Here is a 16,196-nt window from a genome sequence, read left to right on the forward strand (position 1 = left end):
GACCCCGCCACAGCCCGCGCACCACCCCCCGCGCCCCCACCGCGCCCCGCGGGCCCCCCGGCCCGCTTCCCGCCTCGCCGGCACACGCCCTCGGTCATCTGACCGCCACGCCCGGGCGCTTGCGAAGACATCCGGACTGCCCTGACCCCCGGCCCCGCCCCGGCAACCCGTCGGTCAGACGGTGATCGTCTTGTACTCCGTGTAGGTGCCGAGCCCGACGGCCCCGTACTCGCGGCCGATGCCACTGGCCTTGAACCCGCCGAACGGGCCGTCGAAGCCGACGGACGCGCCGTTGACGGTGACCGTCCCGGTGCGGATGCGGCGGGCCACGGCGAGCGCGTGCTCCTCGCTGGCGGACCAGACACCGCCGGACAGGCCGTACTCGGAGTCGTTGGCGATGCGGACGGCGTCGTCCTCGTCGTCGTAGGGGATGACGACCAGCACCGGCCCGAAGATCTCCTCCTGCGCGATGCGCATGGAGTTGTCGACGTCCGCGAAGAGCGTCGGGGTGACGTAGTTCCCGCGCTCCAGCCCCTCGGGGACCTGTGGGCCGCCGGTGACGAGCCGGGCGCCCTCCTCGACGCCGAGGGCGATGTAGCGCCGGACCTGCTCCTGCTGGTCGCGCCGGATCATCGGCCCGATGAACGTGTCCGGGTCACCCGGGTCGCCCACCTTCAGGGACTCGATCACGTCCTTGAGCCCCGCCACGACCTCGTCGTAGCGCTCTCGCGGGGCGAGGATCCGGGTCTGCGCGATGCAGGACTCGCCGTTGTTGAGCAGGGAGGAGAACTTCAGCCCGTGAACCGCCGTCGCGATGTCCGCGTCGGGCAGGATCACCGCCGCCGACTTGCCGCCCAGTTCGAGGCTCACCCGCTTCAGCTGCTCGCCCGCGATCGCGGCGATGCGCCGGCCGGCCCGGGTCGAGCCGGTGAAGGCGATCTTGTCGACCCCGGGGTGGGAGACCAGGTGCTCGCTCGTCTCGCGGTCGGCGGGCAGGACGCTCACCACACCCCCGAGCAGGCCCGCCCGGTCGAGCAGCTCGGCGAGGAACCCCATGCTGAGCGAGTTCTCCGGACAGACCTTCAGGACCACCGAATTGCCCGCCAACAGGGCCGGGATGAGCTTCGACGTCGCCGATGAGAACGGCGAGTTCCACGGAATGACCGCGGCCACGACCCCGACCGCCTCGCGCCGCACGACGCTGCGCACCGGCGAGGCCGGGTCGGACGGGACCAGCGTCTCCTCCCAGCCGAACTCCTCCGCCGCCTTCAGGTAGGCGTTGGCCTGCCGGGTCAGCCCCGGCTGTCCGGCCCGGGTGAACCAGCCCGCCGAACCGTTCTCGGCCGCGATCAGCTCGGCGATCCGGTCGGCGTTCTCCTCCCGCAGCCCGTTGAAGCGCCGCAGCACCGCCACGCGCGCCGCCGGCGGCGTCTCCCGCCAGACGCCCCCGTCGAACGAGGCCCGGGCCGCGGCCACCGCCCGGTCCACGTCCGCCGGCCCGGCCTGCGCGGCCCGGCCGAGCAGCCTCCCGTCGTGCGGGGAGCGGATGTCCAGCAGCCCGGCCCGGCTCGGCTCGGTCCAGGCACCCGCGATGTAGAGCCGGTCGTACGTCAGCATGTTCCGCTTCCTCGTCCCTTGAGCGCGTCGTGGTCTCCGGACGAGTCTGATACGTCATCAAATAACCTGTCAAGACAGTTACTCCTCAAGCAGCAAGCGGCACCAAGGTGCGCCGAAATCCAGCCACACAGCACCCAAATGTGCAGTATTCAAGCCAGATCAGCGGACAGGCTCCTTGACAGCCATCCCGGCCGGCGCGAATAGTCATCACCAGTCAGACCGGTTACCGCGAGGGCGGTCCGCCGGACCGAAGAGCAAGAGAAGAGCAAGAGGAGACACGGCCATGGCAGTCAGCTACACCGGTGTGGTCACCGTGACCGGCGAGGGCCGCAACGGCGGGCAGGTCGTCGCCGACGACGGCAGCCTCACCACGGCGCTCGCCATCCCGAAGGAGTTCGGCGGCGCCGGCGGCGCGACCAACCCGGAGCAGCTGTTCGCGGCCGGCTGGGGCGCGTGCTTCCTGGGCGCCGTCCGCCGCGCGGCCGGCGAGCGCAGGGTCCGGCTGACGAGCACCGCCATCAGGGTCGAGGCGACCCTCACCCACGGCGACGACGGCGAGTTCGGCCTCGGCGCGGTCCTCGACCTCGAACTCGGCGGCGTGGACCAGGAGACGGCCGACGAACTGGCCGCCGCGGCCCACCGGCTGTGCCCCTACTCCAAGGCGACGCGCGGCAACATACCGGTCACCGTCACCGCGACCGCCGTCTGACGCCACCACAGACCCCGCCCCGGCCCCCCACCCCCCCCCCCCCGCGGTCGCGTTCGCGGGGCGTCAGCGCGAGGCGCGCAGCTCCGGGAGCTGGATCAGCTCCGTCTCCTCCTCCGGCGTCAGGTCGACGACGGTCGGCTCGCCCTGCTCCGGCGCGGCACCCCCGGCGTCCCGGGCCCCGCGGGCCTCCTGCGCCTCCTGGGCCTCCTGCGCCTCGGCCAGCGCCTTCTCGGCCACCGCCTCGTCGCCCACCACGTCCGCCAGGTCCGTCCGCTCGTTCAGCTCGGCGACACTGCCGACCGCCGGAGCCGGGGCCGCCGCCCGCACCGCGGCACCCGGACTGCGCCCGAAGAAGCTGAAGCCCTGCCCGCGCGCCTGCCCGGACTGCCCCGGGCGCGGACGCTGCCGCTCGGCCGGAGCCGCGGGCGCGGCCGGCGCACCGCCCAGCTGGCCCACCGTGGCGGTCAGCACCGGCCGCACCGGAGCCGCCTTCACCGGAGTCGGCGCCGGAGCCTGCCGCGGAGCCGACTCCGGCGTCGGGACGGACGGGGCCACCGGGGCCGGCACCGCGGAAACGGGCACGGCGGCAACCTGCTTCGGGGGCACCGGAGCCTGCGCGGCCCGCGCCGGCGCGACGGGAGCCGTCCGCGCCCGCAGCGCGACCTCCGCGCCCGCCGACCGCTCGCGCCGCTCCTCCTGGGCCCGCGCGCGCCGCTCCAGCAGCCGCAGCACGGCACCGGCACGGACGAACGCGGCCGGGCTGGCCGGGTACTTCGGACGGCTCGCGGCCAGCGCCCGCTGCGCCGCCTCGGCCTCCTTGAGCGCCTGCTCGGCGACCAGCACGGCCCGCTCGCGCAGCAGGCGGGCGATCTCGGTCTCGGCCTTCGCCAGGCGCGACTTCTCCGCGGTCAGCCGCCGCCCGAACCGGGTGGCCCGCTCCTCCGCGACCTCCGCCGCGTACTCGGCCTCGGCGAGCTGCTCCTCGAAGCGCTCCTCGGCCCGCAGCCGCTGCGCGACGGACGTCTCGGCCGCGGCCCGGGCCGCCCTGTCGCGCTGCTTCAGCAGGACCGCGAAGCCGAGCGTCGCGGACACCGCCGCGACACCCACCGAGCGGACCAGGATGGTGTCCTGACTGAAAAGCAGAGCGGCCAGAGCTGCGACGAGGAGCACGCCGGCTGCGGTGGGGGGAAAGACCCGGCCGAGGACGGAGGAATGACGGTGGCGTCCGCGAGACATGCCAAGAAACTAGCGTGCGAATTGGGGCCGTGTCAGCCCAGGGTCCGCTTTGACCCTTGACACTGTGCAAGATTTACCGCACGTGCCCGGCACTTCACTCAAGATCACGACAACTGCCCAGCTCAGCGGTGCGAGGCCGCCGGGCCACCCGGATCGTCGTGGTTCTCCGGCAGCTTGCACACGTGCTGGAGCCAGAGCGCCGTCGCGATCACCGCGGCGCCCGCGAGCACCGCGAGGCCGGCCGTCACGGCCTGGTCCTTGCGCGCCGGCACGTCCAGCTCGCCGAGCAGGTAGATGCCCGCCCCCGCGTAGATCCCGGTGACCACCGCCGACACGAGCGCGCTGGCCTGCCCGAGCACCACGGCCCGGGCCGCGAGCAGCGGATCGACCCGCTTCGCGCCGGGCTGGCGCTCCCGCACCGCCTTCAGCCGGCCCCGCAGCGAGATCGTGGTCGCCAGGAGGATCACCGCCACCGCGGCCAGCACCACCGGCGCCGCCGCCGGCACGGCCGGCAGGGTGTCCAGGGAGGCCCACAGCTTGGCACCGGCCCAGGACAGCGCCGTCGTGGCGGCGGTGATGCCGATCAGCAGGCGGAGGCGAAGCAGCTTCACGCGGAGGAGGTCCTTCCCGGGGTACCAGAGACGGCCGCCCGGGAGCCCGGAGCGGCGGCGCCAGGCCACCGTACCGGGCCCGGCCGGGCGGACACCCGCACGGACGGCGGACACCTACTCGGACGGCCGGGCCCCCACCCGAGTTCCCCGGCCACCGGGCCGCCGAACCGCTACTCCGGCAGCGTCAGGCGGATGTCGTCCCGCCGGCGCACGCCCTGCGCGTCCGGGCCGCCGAGCTTCTCCAGCAGCACGGAGACCTGCCCGTACCCGGGCACCTCGGCGTCCGGCTGGGCGTCCAGCCACGGCGCCAGCACGAAGGCCCGCTCGTGCGAACGCGGGTGCGGCAGCAGCAGCTGCGGGTCGTCGCTGACGACGCCCTCGTACGCCAGGATGTCGACGTCCAGGGTGCGCGCGCCCCAGCGGACGGTGCGCACCCGCCCGAAGGCGTCCTCGATCGCGTTGCCGCGCTCCAGCAGGTCGCGCGGCGGCAGCGAGGTGCGCAGCACGACGACCGCGTTGTAGTAGTTGGGCTGCTCGTCCGGCCCGCCGACGGCCTCCGTCTCGTAGACCGCGGAGACGGCCTTGATCCTCAGCCCGGGGGTGTCGGCGAGGGCGTCCACGGCCCCCTGCAGGGTGTCCAGGCGGTTGCCCAGGTTGCTGCCGAGGGCGACCACCGCGCAGCGCTGGCTGTGCAGGGTCGTGTCGGCGGAGTCCACCCGGCTCTCCAGGTCGAACGTGCTCGGCGAGGTGGTCGGGTCGCTGTTCATCGAGATTCCTCTGCATCGGGTACCGGGCGCACGGCTGCGGTCATGCGCGCGTCCGGTGGATGGTCACGGTCACGTCGTCGAACGGCACGGTGATCGGGGCGTCCGGCTTGTGGACGGTCACCTCGACCTCCTCGACCGCGTCGTGCTTGAGGCACTGGTCGGCGATGCGCTGCGCCAGGGTCTCGATCAGGTCGACCGGCTCCCCGGCGATGATCGCGGTGACCTCCTCGGCCACGATCCCGTAGTGCGCCGTGCGGGTCAGGTCGTCGCCGGACGCGGCCGGGCGGGTGTCCAGGTACAGGACGAGGTCGACCACGAAGGTCTGCCCCTCGACGCGCTCGCGCTCGAAGACGCCGTGGTGGCCCCGGGCTCGCAGACCCCGCAGGGTGACGCGGTCCAGCAAACGAATCACTGCTCCCAGTCGGACGGGCCCCGCCCGAGGAAAAGGCACGGACGAGCAGGGCGAAGGCGGGCGGCAGGCCCGCCACTCCGTTTCGAATCTACCCGCGGGCACGGACAACGTCTGACCGTCCTACCCGGCACGAACCGTCGCCACGCACGCCGATCCGGCGATTGACGTGAACGTTCGGTGACCGATTCGAAATTCCCGGGCGACGCTTCGGCGGCGGTTTTCCCCGGCTCGCCCGGTCAGTCCTCGTCGTCCTCGTCTCCGCTGGTCAGCACGGGTGAACCGTGGTGCGACCAGAGCTTCCACCCGGCCGGGGTGCGCCGGAAGAGATTCGTCGAGACGACCTTTCCGCCGACCAGCGGACCGAGTTCGCCCTCCTCCTCGGCCTCCCCGCCGGAGAGGATGTTCTCGGTGCACGTGACAAGGGCCACATCGCCGTGCACCTCGGCCTCGACGTCGGTCAGGAAGAACTGGATGTACTCGGTGTTCATCATGATCAGCATGTACGACCGGGTCACCTGGGCCCGGCCGCGCAGCACCGGCCAGCCCGGGTGCACGCACACCACGCCGCCCTTGTCGTCCGCGTCCGCGGCGCCCAGCCAGGCGTCCTCGACCGCCTCCAGGTCCCCGCGCTCCAGCGCCTCGTAGAGCGCCCGGTTCGCCGCGAGCACGGCCTCCACGTCCGCCTCGCGCGCCCGTCCCGCCGCGGCCCCGCTCAACCTGCCGTCACCTGCCACAGACCCTCCCGTCCTACCCCAACCGGGCCGCGCGCTGCCAGGCCGCGACCACCCGGACGGCATCCGCCGTCCCGGACACGTCGTGCACCCGCACCGCCCAGGCCCCGGCCCGGGCCGAGAGCACCGACACCGCAGCGGTCGCGTCGTCGCGCTCCCTGGCCGGGCGCAGCTCCCCGGTTTCCGGGTCGGCGAGCAGCGTACCCAGGAACCGCTTGCGCGATGCGGCGACGAGGACGGGACGGCCGAGCGCGGTGAGCGCGTCCAGCCGCCCGAGCAGCGCCCAGTTGTGCTCGGGGGTCTTGGCGAAGCCCAGCCCCGGGTCGAGGATCAGCTGCTCCTCCTTGACGCCGGCCGCCGCCAGCGCGTCCACCCGCGCGGTCAGCTCGGCGACGACGTCCCCGACGACGTCGCCGTACACGGCCAGCCGGTCCATGTCGGCGGACTGCCCGCGCCAGTGCATCACCACGAACGGCACGCCGGTCTCGGCGACGACGTGCGCCATGGCCGGGTCGGCCAGCCCGCCGGAGACGTCGTTGACGATCGCGGCACCGGCCGCCACGGCCCGCTCGGCGACGGAGGCGCGCATGGTGTCGATGGAGACCACGACCCCGGCGTCGGCCAGCTCGCGCACGACGGGCAGCACCCGGGCGAGCTCCTCCTCCTCGGTCACCCGCTGGGAGCCGGGCCGGGTGGACTCGCCGCCGACGTCCACCAGGTCCGCGCCGCGGGCCCGGAGCGCGAGCCCGTGCGCGATCGCGCGGGCCGGGTCGTGCCACAGCCCGCCGTCCGAGAAGGAGTCGGGCGTGACGTTGACCACGCCCATCACGGCGCAGCGGCCGAGCCGCGGCAGTCCGGCCGGAACGGAGAAGGACGGCGTATCGCTCATGCGCCCGCCTCGCTTCGCTCGGCGAGGGCATTCGCCCACGCGCGCCCTCCAATGATTCGCTCGCTGCGCTCGCTCATGCGCCCATTATCGAACGGGGCCCCCGCCGAGGATTCTCGGCGGGGGCCCACTGGGTCCTGCGGTGCCCGGATCGGGCCCGGTGCCTCAGGCGGCCTCGGTGACCTCGCGGGCGACGGAGTCCGGCATCAGGCCCTCGCGCTGGCGCTTGCGGCCGAAGCGCGGCATGCCGAGGGTGATGAAGGCCTCGGCCTGCATCGCGGCGAAGCCGATCCGCGGCAGGTCCCGGGTGCTCGGGAACACCAGGAAGCGCGGCTCCCACTCGGGCTGGAACTTGGCGTTGAACTTGTACAGCGACTCGATCTGGAACCAGCGCGACAGGAAGACCAGCAGGCCGCGCCAGGCCCGCAGCACCGGTCCGGCGCCGATCCGCTCGCCGCGGGCCAGCGCCGAGCGGAACATCGCGAAGTTCAGCGACACCCGGCGCACGCCCAGGTCGGGCACGGCCTGCAGGGCGGCGACGATCAGCAGCTCGTTCAGGCCGGGGTCGGCCGCGCGGTCGCGGCGCATCAGCTCCAGCGAGATGCCGTCCGGGCCCCAGGGCACGAAGTGCAGCACGGCCTTGAGGTCGTCGCCGGCCTCGCCCTCCTCGGGTGCCTTGTGGGCGGTGACCACGACGCAGTCGTCGTCGAGCGGGTCGCCGAAGCGGCCGAGGGCCATGGAGAACCCGCGCTCGGTGTCGGTGCCGCGCCAGCGGGCGGCGGCGTCGGCGATCCGGAACTTCTCGTCGAGGGTGAGGTCGCGGACGCGGCGCACCTTGCAGGAGTAGCCGTTGCGCTCGATCCGCTTGACCATCTGGCGGACGTTGCGCATGGCGCGGCCGGAGAGCGAGAACGCCGCGGTGTCGACGATGGCCTCGTCGCCCAGCTCCAGCGCGTCCAGGCCCGCCTCGCGGGTCCAGACCTCGCCGCCGACCTCGCTGCAGCCCATGACGGCCGGCACCCAGGCGTGCTCGCGGGCCTCGGCCATGAAGACCTTGATCGCGCCGGGCCAGGCCTCGACGTCGCCGACCGGGTCGCCGGAGGCGAGCATCACGCCGGAGACCACCCGGTAGGAGATGGCGGCCTTGCCGGTGGGCGAGAACAGCACGCTCTTGTCGCGGCGCAGCGCGAAGTAGCCGAGCGAGTCGCGCTCGCCGTGCCGGTCGAGCAGGCCGCGGACCTTCTCCTCGTCCTCCGGGGTGAGCTCGGGCTTCGGCTTGCCCGGGCGCAGCGCCAGGTAGGCGGTGGTGAAGGCGGTCAGCAGGCCGAGCCCGCCGAGCAGGTAGGCGACCAGGTCGGACATCCGCTCGTTGTTGTAGCGGATCGGGCCCTCGAAGCCGAAGAGGCCGTAGGCGACGTGCTCCAGCCGCTCGTAGAGGCCGGGGTGGCCGAGCTCGTAGCGGGTCCGGACGCTGACGATCATGAGGCCGAGCAGGACGCTGACGGTGCCCATGACGATCAGGTTGACCAGCGCGCGCCAGCGGGTGCGCGGGTCGGCCTTGGCGTAGAACTCGCGACGGTGCACGAGCATCACGGCGAAGACGACCAGGGAGACGACGGCCGGGCCGATCTGGTGCCAGCGCACGATGTGCAGCGCGGCACCGACCGGCAGCAGGACGCAGACCGCACGCCAGGCCCGGCGCTTGCGCCGGCGCAGCGCGTGCGCGAGCAGCACCAGCAGGAGGCCGATCATCAGCGTGCCGACCGCGGCCAGGGAGGTGGTCCCACCCGGCAGCTGTCCGGCGACGGTGTGCATCTTGGTGTGCCGGAGCTTGGGGAACACCGCACTGGCGATGTCCACCAGCCCGATCAGCAGACAGGCGTAGCCGACCGCACCGGGCAGCCAGGCCCTCGGGACGGCAGCGGCCTGGTTGCGCAGCGTCTGCAGACCGCGGCGGCGGCGCGGCTGCTCGGGGCTCGGCTCATCGGACACGGGAACACTCATGGGAGCTCAGCGTAGAGGCTGCGTGGGGCTGTCCTGTCACTCCGGGGGAGCACGTGTGATGGACCTTCATGCCTTTTCCTTCATCAGGCCATACGCGCACAAAGGAACCGGAAACGGACGGTAAACCGGTGCCGCGGCGCGCTGCGATCGAGCCGGGGGTGGGAGCCGGGGCCGCCGTCGCGCGGTGCGACGAGGACCTCCGGGACGCGTTACGTACGGTGGACGCCGCATTCTAGGGCGCCGGTTGCCCCCCGCTCGTCCCCGGCCTCGCCGGACGGCCCCGGCCTCCGGACAGCCTAGTCGCGGTGGCCGCAGCTGACGGATCGCCAGACGATGAGGCGTGCACCGACAGGGTCCCATCGGAAGGCCGACGGCATGGAACTGACCAGCGACGCGCTGGTGGACTCGCTGCTCGCACTCGGCGCTGCGGCTCTCCTCACCACACTCTGGATCTGGCCCCGGCTCGCCCGGCAGCGCCCGCTGCCGGTCCTCGGCCGGATCGGCCTGCTGACGGTCACCCAGGCCTCGGTGCTGGCCGTGCTGGCGCTGTCGGTGAACAACTCCTTCGGGTTCTACACGTCCTGGGACGACCTGCTCAGCCCCGGCGGTGCCAAGCTGGTCCTGACCAGCAACGAGAACCACAAGGGCGGCACCCCGGTCTCGGACGCACTGGTCCAGCCCACCAACGAGGGCGGCCTGGAGTCGGTCCCGAACCTGCCCAAGGGCACCCCCGAGGAGGTCGGCAGGATCGAGTCGGTCCGGGTCAGCGGCAAGGAGACGGGCTACTCCGACCAGATGTTCGTCTACCTGCCCCCCGAGTACTTCGACCCGAAGTTCGCGCTGGTCCGCTTCCCGGTCATGGTGGGCATCGCCGGCTTCCCCGGCACCACGCTGAACATGCTGAAGGAGCTGCCGGTCGTCCAGACCGCGGCGGACCTCCAGAAGAACGGCAAGATGCCGCCGACCATCGTCGTCCTGGCCCGCCCGACGGTCGCCCCGCCGCGCGACACCGAGTGCGTGGACGTCCCCGGCGGCCCGCGCACCGAGACCTGGTTCGTCAAGGACCTCCCGGAGGCGCTGGGCTCCACCTACCGGACCGGCCGCTCGGCGGGCTCCTGGGGCGTCTTCGGCTACTCGACCGGCGGCAGCTGCGCGATGCGGCTGGCGATGCGCTTCCCCAACGTCTACGGCAGCGCGGTCGGCCTGCACGGGGACTTCACCGTGCGCGAGGACCAGTTCACCGGCGGCAACCTCTTCAACGGCGACAAGGGCCTCGCCCAGCAGAGCGACCTCGGCTGGCGGCTGCAGAACCTCCCGGCCCCGCCCCTCAACCTCCTGGTGGTCTCCACCCGCAAGGAGGCCGACTACCCGCAGACCGTCCAGTTCGTCGAACAGGCCCAGCAGACCGCCGCGAGCAACCCCCAGTTCAAGGCCGAGTCGCTGTACCTGGACGACGGCGGCCACAACTGGGACAGCTGGATCCGGGAACTGCCGGCCTCGCTGGAGTGGATGGGCTCGCACCTCGGGTGACGCGCGCGGGTGATTACCCGCCGGTCGGGCCACCCGGCCGGCGACCCCGGGGGAACGTATCGCGACCGCCCGTCCGGCCCCCGGAGGGCGCCGTCCGGATCCGCGCAGGAGGCGCCGTGCTGAGCACCCGCTCGCTCTTCAACGAGATCTACCGCAACGACGAGGCCTACCAGCTGTTCTGCAGCATCGCGGCCGGCGGCGAGGACCAGGGCGGCTGGGAGAACGAGCGGATCACCACGCTCACCCGGGACCCGGTCCTCGCCCCGAAGGTCGCCCGGCACGGCGCCGACGAGCGCAAGCACGGCCGGATCTTCACCCAGCTGCTGAGCAAGCGCGGCCTGCCCAAGGTCGCCGTCCCGGCCGACGCCGACTACTGCATGCTGCTGGAGGCCAAGGGCGTCGGCCTGTCCCACGAACGGCTGAACAGCGACCTCCCGCTGTCCGACCGCGAGATCATCACCTACCTCGCGCACAGCCGGGTCACCGAGCAGCGCGCGGCCGAGCAGATGCGCCAGCTGGTCAAGGTGTACGGGGACAACCCCGACCTCGGCCGCGCGATGCGGATGATCTCCGCCGACGAGGACAACCACCTCGCGTACTGCCACGAGGAACTGCTGCGGCTGCGGGCCGAGGGGTACGGCCCGTACATCCGGCACGTCCTGGAGACCTGCGCCCGCGGCGAGATCCGCACCCACCGGGACGTCGGCCTCGCCGTGACCGCCCGGATGGCCCGGATCCTGGGCTGGCCGCGCTGGCAGCTGGCGGTCGTCACCCTCGGGGTGCGCGCCCTCTACCTGTACGACCGCGCGATCGGCTGGCGGCGGATGGTGCGGCTGCGGATGCCCGAGCGCCGCAACGCCCTGGGCACCCCGGCACCCCCGCATGCCGAGCACGAGGCGCTCTGAGCGCCTCCAGGGGCCCTGGCGGCCCCTAGCGCCCGATGATCAGGCTCATCGCCTCGGCCCGCGTGGCCGGGTCGCGCAGCTGCCCGCGGACGCAGGACGTGATGGTCTTGGCGCCCGGCTTGCGGATGCCGCGCATCGACATGCACATGTGCTCGCACTCGACGACGACGATGGCACCCCGGGGCTCCAGGATCCGCATCAGCGCGTCGGCGACCTGGCTGGTCAGCCGCTCCTGCACCTGCGGACGGCGGGCGTAGACGTCGACCAGCCGGGCCAGCTTGGACAGGCCGGTGATCTTGCCGCTGGTGGACGGGATGTACCCGACGTGCGCCACCCCGCGGAACGGCACCAGGTGGTGCTCGCAGACGGACGTCAGCTCGATGTCCTTCACGAGCACCATCTCGTCGTGACCGAGGTCGAAGGTCGTCGTCAGGACGTCCTCGGGCTCCTGCCACAGGCCCGCGAATATCTCCTTGTAGGCGCGCGCGACGCGGGCCGGCGTCTCCAGCAGGCCCTCGCGGTCCGGGTCCTCCCCCACGGCGAGCAGGAGCTCGCGCACGGCGTTCTCGGCCCGCTTCTGGTCGAAGGTCCCGACGGTGGCCGGACCGTCGAGAGTCACCGGGTCGATCATGCGGGCCTCGCTTACTAGGGGGAACGTCGGGGCGAACAGCACGGATGCCGCGCCTCCAGGGTACAAACCCTGGTGACGCGGCATCCATTCCGTCCCGGGCTCCGCCGGGAGCGCCGGATCAGCCCTCCGCGGGCGGCTCGGCGGTCGGCAGCGGCGGGAGCTTCACGATGTCGACCGGAGCGGTGTCGGCCGTGGCGGCGGCGCCGTTGGTGAGCGCCAGCTCCTTGGGCGACTGCACCGGCGGCCGGGTGGACGGCGTGCGGCGGGAGGAACCCGTCCAGGCCGGCCGGGTCGGACGCTTGACGATCGGGGCGAAGATCTCGGCGATCTGCTCCTTGTTCAGGGTCTCCTTCTCGAGGAGCTCCAGGACCAGGTTGTCGAGCACGTCGCGGTTCTCGACCAGGATCTCCCAGGCCTCGTTGTGCGCGCTCTCGATGAGCTTCTTGACCTCTTCGTCGACCAGCCCGGCGACCTCTTCCGAGTAGTCGCGCTGGTGGCCCATCTCGCGGCCCAGGAAGGGCTCCGAGTTGTCGCTGCCGAACTTGATCGCGCCGAGGCGCTCGGTCATGCCGTACTGGGTGACCATGGCCCGGGCCGTCGCGGTGGCCTTCTCGATGTCGTTCGAGGCACCGGTGGTCGGGTCGTGGAAGACCAGCTCCTCCGCCGCGCGGCCGCCCAGCATGTAGGCCAGCTGGTCGAGCATCTCGTTGCGGGTGGTGGAGTACTTGTCCTCGTCCGGCAGCACCATCGTGTAGCCGAGGGCCCGGCCGCGGGACAGGATGGTGATCTTGTGGACCGGGTCGCTGTACTGGCAGGCCGCCGCGACCAGGGCGTGGCCGCCCTCGTGGTACGCGGTGATCTTCTTCTCCTTGTCGGACATGATCCGCGTGCGCTTCTGCGGACCGGCCACGACGCGGTCGATCGCCTCGTCCAGGATGCCGTTGTCGATCAGCTTCTTGTCCGAGCGGGCGGTCAGCAGAGCGGCCTCGTTGAGGACGTTCGACAGGTCCGCGCCGGTGAAGCCGGGGGTGCGCTTGGCGACGGCCGACAGGTCGACGTCGGGCGCGATCGGCTTGCCCTTCTGGTGCACCTTGAGGATGTCCAGGCGGCCCTGGAGGTCGGGGCGCTCCACCGCGATCTGGCGGTCGAAGCGGCCCGGGCGCAGCAGCGCCGGGTCCAGGATGTCGGGGCGGTTGGTCGCGGCGATCAGGATCACGCCGCCCTTGACGTCGAAGCCGTCCATCTCGACCAGCAGCTGGTTGAGGGTCTGCTCGCGCTCGTCGTGACCGCCGCCGAGGCCCGCGCCGCGGTGCCGGCCGACGGCGTCGATCTCGTCGACGAAGACGATCGCCGGGGCGTTCGCCTTGGCCTGCTCGAAGAGGTCGCGGACGCGGCTGGCGCCGACGCCGACGAACATCTCGACGAAGTCCGAACCGGAGATGGAGTAGAACGGCACCCCGGCCTCGCCCGCGACGGCTCGCGCCAGCAGGGTCTTGCCGGTGCCGGGCGGGCCGTAGAGCAGCACGCCCTTGGGGATCTTGGCGCCGACGGCCTGGAACTTGGCCGGCTCCTGCAGGAACTCCTTGATCTCGTGGAGCTCCTCGACCGCCTCGTCCGCGCCTGCGACGTCGGAGAAGGTGGTCTTGGGGGTGTCCTTGGTGAGCAGCTTGGCCTTGGACTTGCCGAACTGCATGACCCGGGAGCCGCCGCCCTGCATCTGGTTCATCAGGAACAGGAAGACCAGGACGATGATCACGATCGGCAGCATCGACAGCAGCAGGCTGACGAAGGTGCTCTGCTTCTCCGGGCTGATGGTGTAGCCCTCGGCGAGCGTGTTCGGGTCGTTGTCGTTGATCTGGGCCTGGAGCTTGTCGGCGATCGCGACACCCTGGTCGCCGATGTACGAGGCCTGGAACTTGCTGCCGGACGGGGTCTTGCCCGTACCGGCGTTGGACAGCGTGGCGCCGTCCTTCAGCTGGATCTTGATCGTGTTCGAGTCACCGGTGGTGATCTGCGCCGACTTGACCTGCTTCGCGTCGATCGCTGCGACGACCTGACCGGTGTCCACCGTCTTGTAGCCGTTCGAGTCCGAAACGACCTGCATCAAAACGATGACGGCGAGGACGGCCAGCACGATCCACATGATCGGCGCACGGAAGTATCGCTTGACGTCCATCCATGCGGGGCGTTGCCGCCCCGTCCCTCCTGCCACTCAGCGGCGCCGGGGGGCTGTGGGCCGCGGCGCATCCGGAATCGGTGCTCATGTGAAGAGCGGTTTATTGGACCGTACCGCAGTCGGCCCCGCCCATGGCGGGAGCACGGCGACACGGTTGTGGTTCTTTGTCCCCCCGGTCAACGGGCGGGAACAACGTACTGTTCCCGCCCGTAACCCGAACGGGGCCCTCAGCCGCCGTAGACGTGCGGGGCGAGGGTGCCGATGAACGGCAGGTTGCGCAGCTTCTCCGCGTAGTCCAGGCCGTAGCCGACCACGAACTCGTTGGGGATGTCGAACCCGACGTACTTGACGTCGATCTCGACCTTGGCCGCGTCCGGCTTGCGCAGCAGGGTGCAGACCTCCAGCGAGGCCGGACCGCGCGAGCCCAGGTTGCCCAGCAGCCAGGACAGCGTCAGACCGGAGTCGATGATGTCCTCGACGATCAGGACGTCCCGGCCGGCGATGTCGGTGTCGAGGTCCTTGAGGATCCGCACCACGCCGGAGGACTTGGTACCCATGCCGTAGGACGACACGGCCATCCAGTCCATGGTGACCTGCGAGTGCAGGGCACGGGCGAGGTCGGCCATGACCATCACGGCCCCCTTGAGGACGCCGACGATCAGCAGGTCCTTGCCTGCGTAGTCCCGGTCGATGCGCTCCGCCAGCTCCAGGAGCTTGGCGTCGATCTCGTCCTTGCTGATGAGCACCTTCGCGAGGTCAGCGCCCATGTCGTTCTGGTCCACCGGGGATACGTCCTCAAACGTTCGGGGTCTGTGTGGCCGGCGGCCGGCTCCCCCGGGGCATGCCCGCCCGTCAGTCGCCCTGCCGCCGAAAGACCAGCGTGCCACACCGGCGGGTGGCCTCGACGCCCCCGGGTAGGTGCAGCGGTCCCTGACCCCGCCATCCGGTGACCAGCAGGTCGACGGTTTCCAGGTGACGGGCGAACAGGTCGCCGGCCGGGCAGCCGGCCCGGAGCGCCGCCCTGCGCAGCACCCGGCGGCGGACGGCGGACGGCAGCTCGGCCAGTTTGGCGGCGTCCAGGGTGCCTTCGCCGGTCCGGAGGTCCCGCTCGGCCAGGGCGGCCCACTGGTCGAGCGCGTCGGCGTCGTCGCGGAACAGCCGGGCGGTGCGGGCCAGGGCCTCGACCACGCCGCCGCCCAGGTGCTTCTCCAGCACCGGCAGCACCTCGTGGCGCACCCGGGAGCGGGTGTAGGCGGGGTCGCAGTTGTGCGGGTCGTCCCAGACCGGAATCGCCTGGGCGGAGCAGGCCTGCCGGGTGGCGGCCCGGTCCAGCTCCAGCAGCGGGCGGCGGTAACGGCCCTTCTGGGCGGGCATCCCGGCCAGCGAACGGGCGCCGGAGCCGCGGGCCAGGCCCAGCAGGACGGTCTCGGCCTGGTCGTCGCGGGTGTGGCCGAGCAGCACCGCGATCGCGCCGTGGCGCTCGGCGGCCTCGTCCAGGGCGGCGTAGCGGGCGTCCCGGGCGGCCGCCTCCGGGCCGCCGCCGCGGCCCACCCGGACCGGGATCGCCTCGACCGGGTCCAGGCCCAGCGAGCGCAGCCGCTCGGCCACCTGGGCGGCGCGCTCGTCGGAGCCCTCCTGGAGGCCGTGGTCGACGGTGACGGCGCCGACCCGCAGACCGATCTTGGGGGCTTCGAAGGCGGCGGCGATGGCGAGCGCCATGGAGTCCGCGCCGCCGCTGACGGCGACCAGGACGAGCGGCGAGCCGGGGGCGGCCGGGGTGCGGGGCAGCCCGGACGGGTGGCGGGCGGCGTTGCCGATCAGCGTGGTGCCGACGGCGGCACCGACCAGCGGCGCGTCGGCCGCGCGCTCGCGGGCCTCGCGGGCGGGTGCGGTGAAGGTGGAACCGGCCTCGGCGGCGAGGTCGGTGAGCGTGCGGCGGACGGCCAGGCGTATCGCGGCGACGGCGGGGTGTGGGCCCACG

Annotated in this window: 15 protein-coding genes; 3 read left to right on the forward strand and 12 right to left on the reverse strand. The window is 72.5% G+C overall.

Annotated features, from left to right (window positions below):
- Window positions 1-174: 174 nt before the first annotated feature.
- Complete coding sequence (locus ACFV4G_RS17295) at window positions 175-1,617, reverse strand: aldehyde dehydrogenase (RefSeq protein WP_380441098.1); 1,443 nt, start codon at window positions 1,615-1,617, stop codon at window positions 175-177.
- A gap of 283 nt (window positions 1,618-1,900) precedes the next feature.
- Between ACFV4G_RS17295 and ACFV4G_RS17300 the strand changes: the two genes are divergently transcribed.
- The gene (locus tag ACFV4G_RS17300; protein WP_380441100.1) at window positions 1,901-2,326 is read left to right on the forward strand and encodes an Ohr family peroxiredoxin; all 426 of its coding nucleotides are present in this window, start codon (window positions 1,901-1,903) and stop codon (window positions 2,324-2,326) included.
- Window positions 2,327-2,389: 63 nt separating this feature from the next.
- On the opposite strand, the gene ACFV4G_RS17305 is transcribed toward ACFV4G_RS17300, so the two are convergent.
- The 7 genes from ACFV4G_RS17305 to ACFV4G_RS17335 all read right to left on the reverse strand — a co-directional run bounded on the left by ACFV4G_RS17305 (window position 2,390) and on the right by ACFV4G_RS17335 (window position 8,973).
- Entirely contained in the window at window positions 2,390-3,496 is a 1,107-nt protein-coding gene (locus ACFV4G_RS17305; protein ID WP_380441102.1) for a hypothetical protein, read from the reverse strand.
- Between the two features lie 188 nt (window positions 3,497-3,684).
- The gene (locus ACFV4G_RS17310; RefSeq protein WP_359967523.1) at window positions 3,685-4,173 is read right to left on the reverse strand and encodes a DUF3180 domain-containing protein; all 489 of its coding nucleotides are present in this window, start codon (window positions 4,171-4,173) and stop codon (window positions 3,685-3,687) included.
- Between the two features lie 170 nt (window positions 4,174-4,343).
- Complete coding sequence (gene folK, locus ACFV4G_RS17315; protein ID WP_380441104.1) at window positions 4,344-4,940, reverse strand: 2-amino-4-hydroxy-6-hydroxymethyldihydropteridine diphosphokinase; 597 nt, start codon at window positions 4,938-4,940, stop codon at window positions 4,344-4,346.
- Between the two features lie 40 nt (window positions 4,941-4,980).
- Window positions 4,981-5,340 (reverse strand): dihydroneopterin aldolase, encoded by a 360-nt coding sequence (folB, locus tag ACFV4G_RS17320; RefSeq protein WP_329932371.1) that lies wholly within the window; start codon window positions 5,338-5,340, stop codon window positions 4,981-4,983.
- A 248-nt stretch (window positions 5,341-5,588) separates the two neighbouring features.
- Complete coding sequence (locus ACFV4G_RS17325; RefSeq protein ID WP_363651121.1) at window positions 5,589-6,068, reverse strand: nuclear transport factor 2 family protein; 480 nt, start codon at window positions 6,066-6,068, stop codon at window positions 5,589-5,591.
- Window positions 6,069-6,099: 31 nt separating this feature from the next.
- A complete protein-coding gene (folP, locus tag ACFV4G_RS17330) occupies window positions 6,100-6,972 on the reverse strand; it encodes a dihydropteroate synthase (protein WP_380441106.1) in 873 nt (290 codons plus the stop codon).
- Window positions 6,973-7,134: 162 nt separating this feature from the next.
- On the reverse strand, window positions 7,135-8,973 hold the full coding sequence (locus tag ACFV4G_RS17335) for a phosphatidylglycerol lysyltransferase domain-containing protein (protein WP_380441108.1): 1,839 nt from the start codon (window positions 8,971-8,973) through the stop codon (window positions 7,135-7,137).
- Between the two features lie 375 nt (window positions 8,974-9,348).
- Here ACFV4G_RS17335 and ACFV4G_RS17340 point away from each other — a divergent pair, with 375 nt between their 5' ends.
- Both ACFV4G_RS17340 and ACFV4G_RS17345 read left to right on the forward strand, forming a co-directional pair.
- Entirely contained in the window at window positions 9,349-10,503 is a 1,155-nt protein-coding gene (locus tag ACFV4G_RS17340) for an alpha/beta hydrolase (RefSeq protein WP_380441110.1), read from the forward strand.
- A gap of 116 nt (window positions 10,504-10,619) precedes the next feature.
- Window positions 10,620-11,408 (forward strand): ferritin-like domain-containing protein, encoded by a 789-nt coding sequence (locus ACFV4G_RS17345; RefSeq protein WP_380441112.1) that lies wholly within the window; start codon window positions 10,620-10,622, stop codon window positions 11,406-11,408.
- A gap of 25 nt (window positions 11,409-11,433) precedes the next feature.
- Here the strand turns inward: ACFV4G_RS17345 and folE are convergent, their stop codons facing one another.
- The 4 genes from folE to tilS all read right to left on the reverse strand — a co-directional run bounded on the left by folE (window position 11,434) and on the right by tilS (window position 16,195).
- Window positions 11,434-12,039, reverse strand: coding sequence for a GTP cyclohydrolase I FolE (folE, locus tag ACFV4G_RS17350; RefSeq protein WP_380441113.1), 606 nt, complete (start codon window positions 12,037-12,039; stop codon window positions 11,434-11,436).
- Between the two features lie 118 nt (window positions 12,040-12,157).
- Window positions 12,158-14,215 carry an ATP-dependent zinc metalloprotease FtsH gene (gene ftsH / locus ACFV4G_RS17355; RefSeq protein ID WP_380441115.1) on the reverse strand — a complete coding sequence of 686 codons (2,058 nt, stop codon included), beginning with the start codon at window positions 14,213-14,215 and terminating at the stop codon, window positions 12,158-12,160.
- A 227-nt stretch (window positions 14,216-14,442) separates the two neighbouring features.
- Window positions 14,443-14,997 (reverse strand): hypoxanthine phosphoribosyltransferase, encoded by a 555-nt coding sequence (hpt, locus tag ACFV4G_RS17360; RefSeq protein ID WP_030059589.1) that lies wholly within the window; start codon window positions 14,995-14,997, stop codon window positions 14,443-14,445.
- Between the two features lie 70 nt (window positions 14,998-15,067).
- A complete protein-coding gene (tilS, locus tag ACFV4G_RS17365) occupies window positions 15,068-16,195 on the reverse strand; it encodes a tRNA lysidine(34) synthetase TilS (RefSeq protein ID WP_380441117.1) in 1,128 nt (375 codons plus the stop codon).
- Between the last annotated feature and the right edge of the window lies 1 nt (window position 16,196).

It is taken from the genome of Kitasatospora sp. NPDC059747, from assembly GCF_042732955.1.
Classification (GTDB): domain Bacteria; phylum Actinomycetota; class Actinomycetes; order Streptomycetales; family Streptomycetaceae; genus Kitasatospora.

Excerpts from the sequence above, each read along its gene's own strand:
- ACFV4G_RS17340 (WP_380441110.1), top strand. The coding sequence starts at position 9,349 with ATGGAACTGACCAGCGACGCGCTGGTGGACTCGCTGCTCGCACTCGGC.
- folK (WP_380441104.1), bottom strand. The coding sequence starts at position 4,940 with ATGAACAGCGACCCGACCACCTCGCCGAGCACGTTCGACCTGGAGAGC.
- ACFV4G_RS17300 (WP_380441100.1), top strand. The coding sequence starts at position 1,901 with ATGGCAGTCAGCTACACCGGTGTGGTCACCGTGACCGGCGAGGGCCGC.
- ftsH (WP_380441115.1), bottom strand. The coding sequence starts at position 14,215 with ATGGACGTCAAGCGATACTTCCGTGCGCCGATCATGTGGATCGTGCTG.
- ACFV4G_RS17295 (WP_380441098.1), bottom strand. The coding sequence starts at position 1,617 with ATGCTGACGTACGACCGGCTCTACATCGCGGGTGCCTGGACCGAGCCG.
- ACFV4G_RS17335 (WP_380441108.1), bottom strand. The coding sequence starts at position 8,973 with ATGAGTGTTCCCGTGTCCGATGAGCCGAGCCCCGAGCAGCCGCGCCGC.
- folE (WP_380441113.1), bottom strand. The coding sequence starts at position 12,039 with ATGATCGACCCGGTGACTCTCGACGGTCCGGCCACCGTCGGGACCTTC.
- folP (WP_380441106.1), bottom strand. The coding sequence starts at position 6,972 with ATGAGCGATACGCCGTCCTTCTCCGTTCCGGCCGGACTGCCGCGGCTC.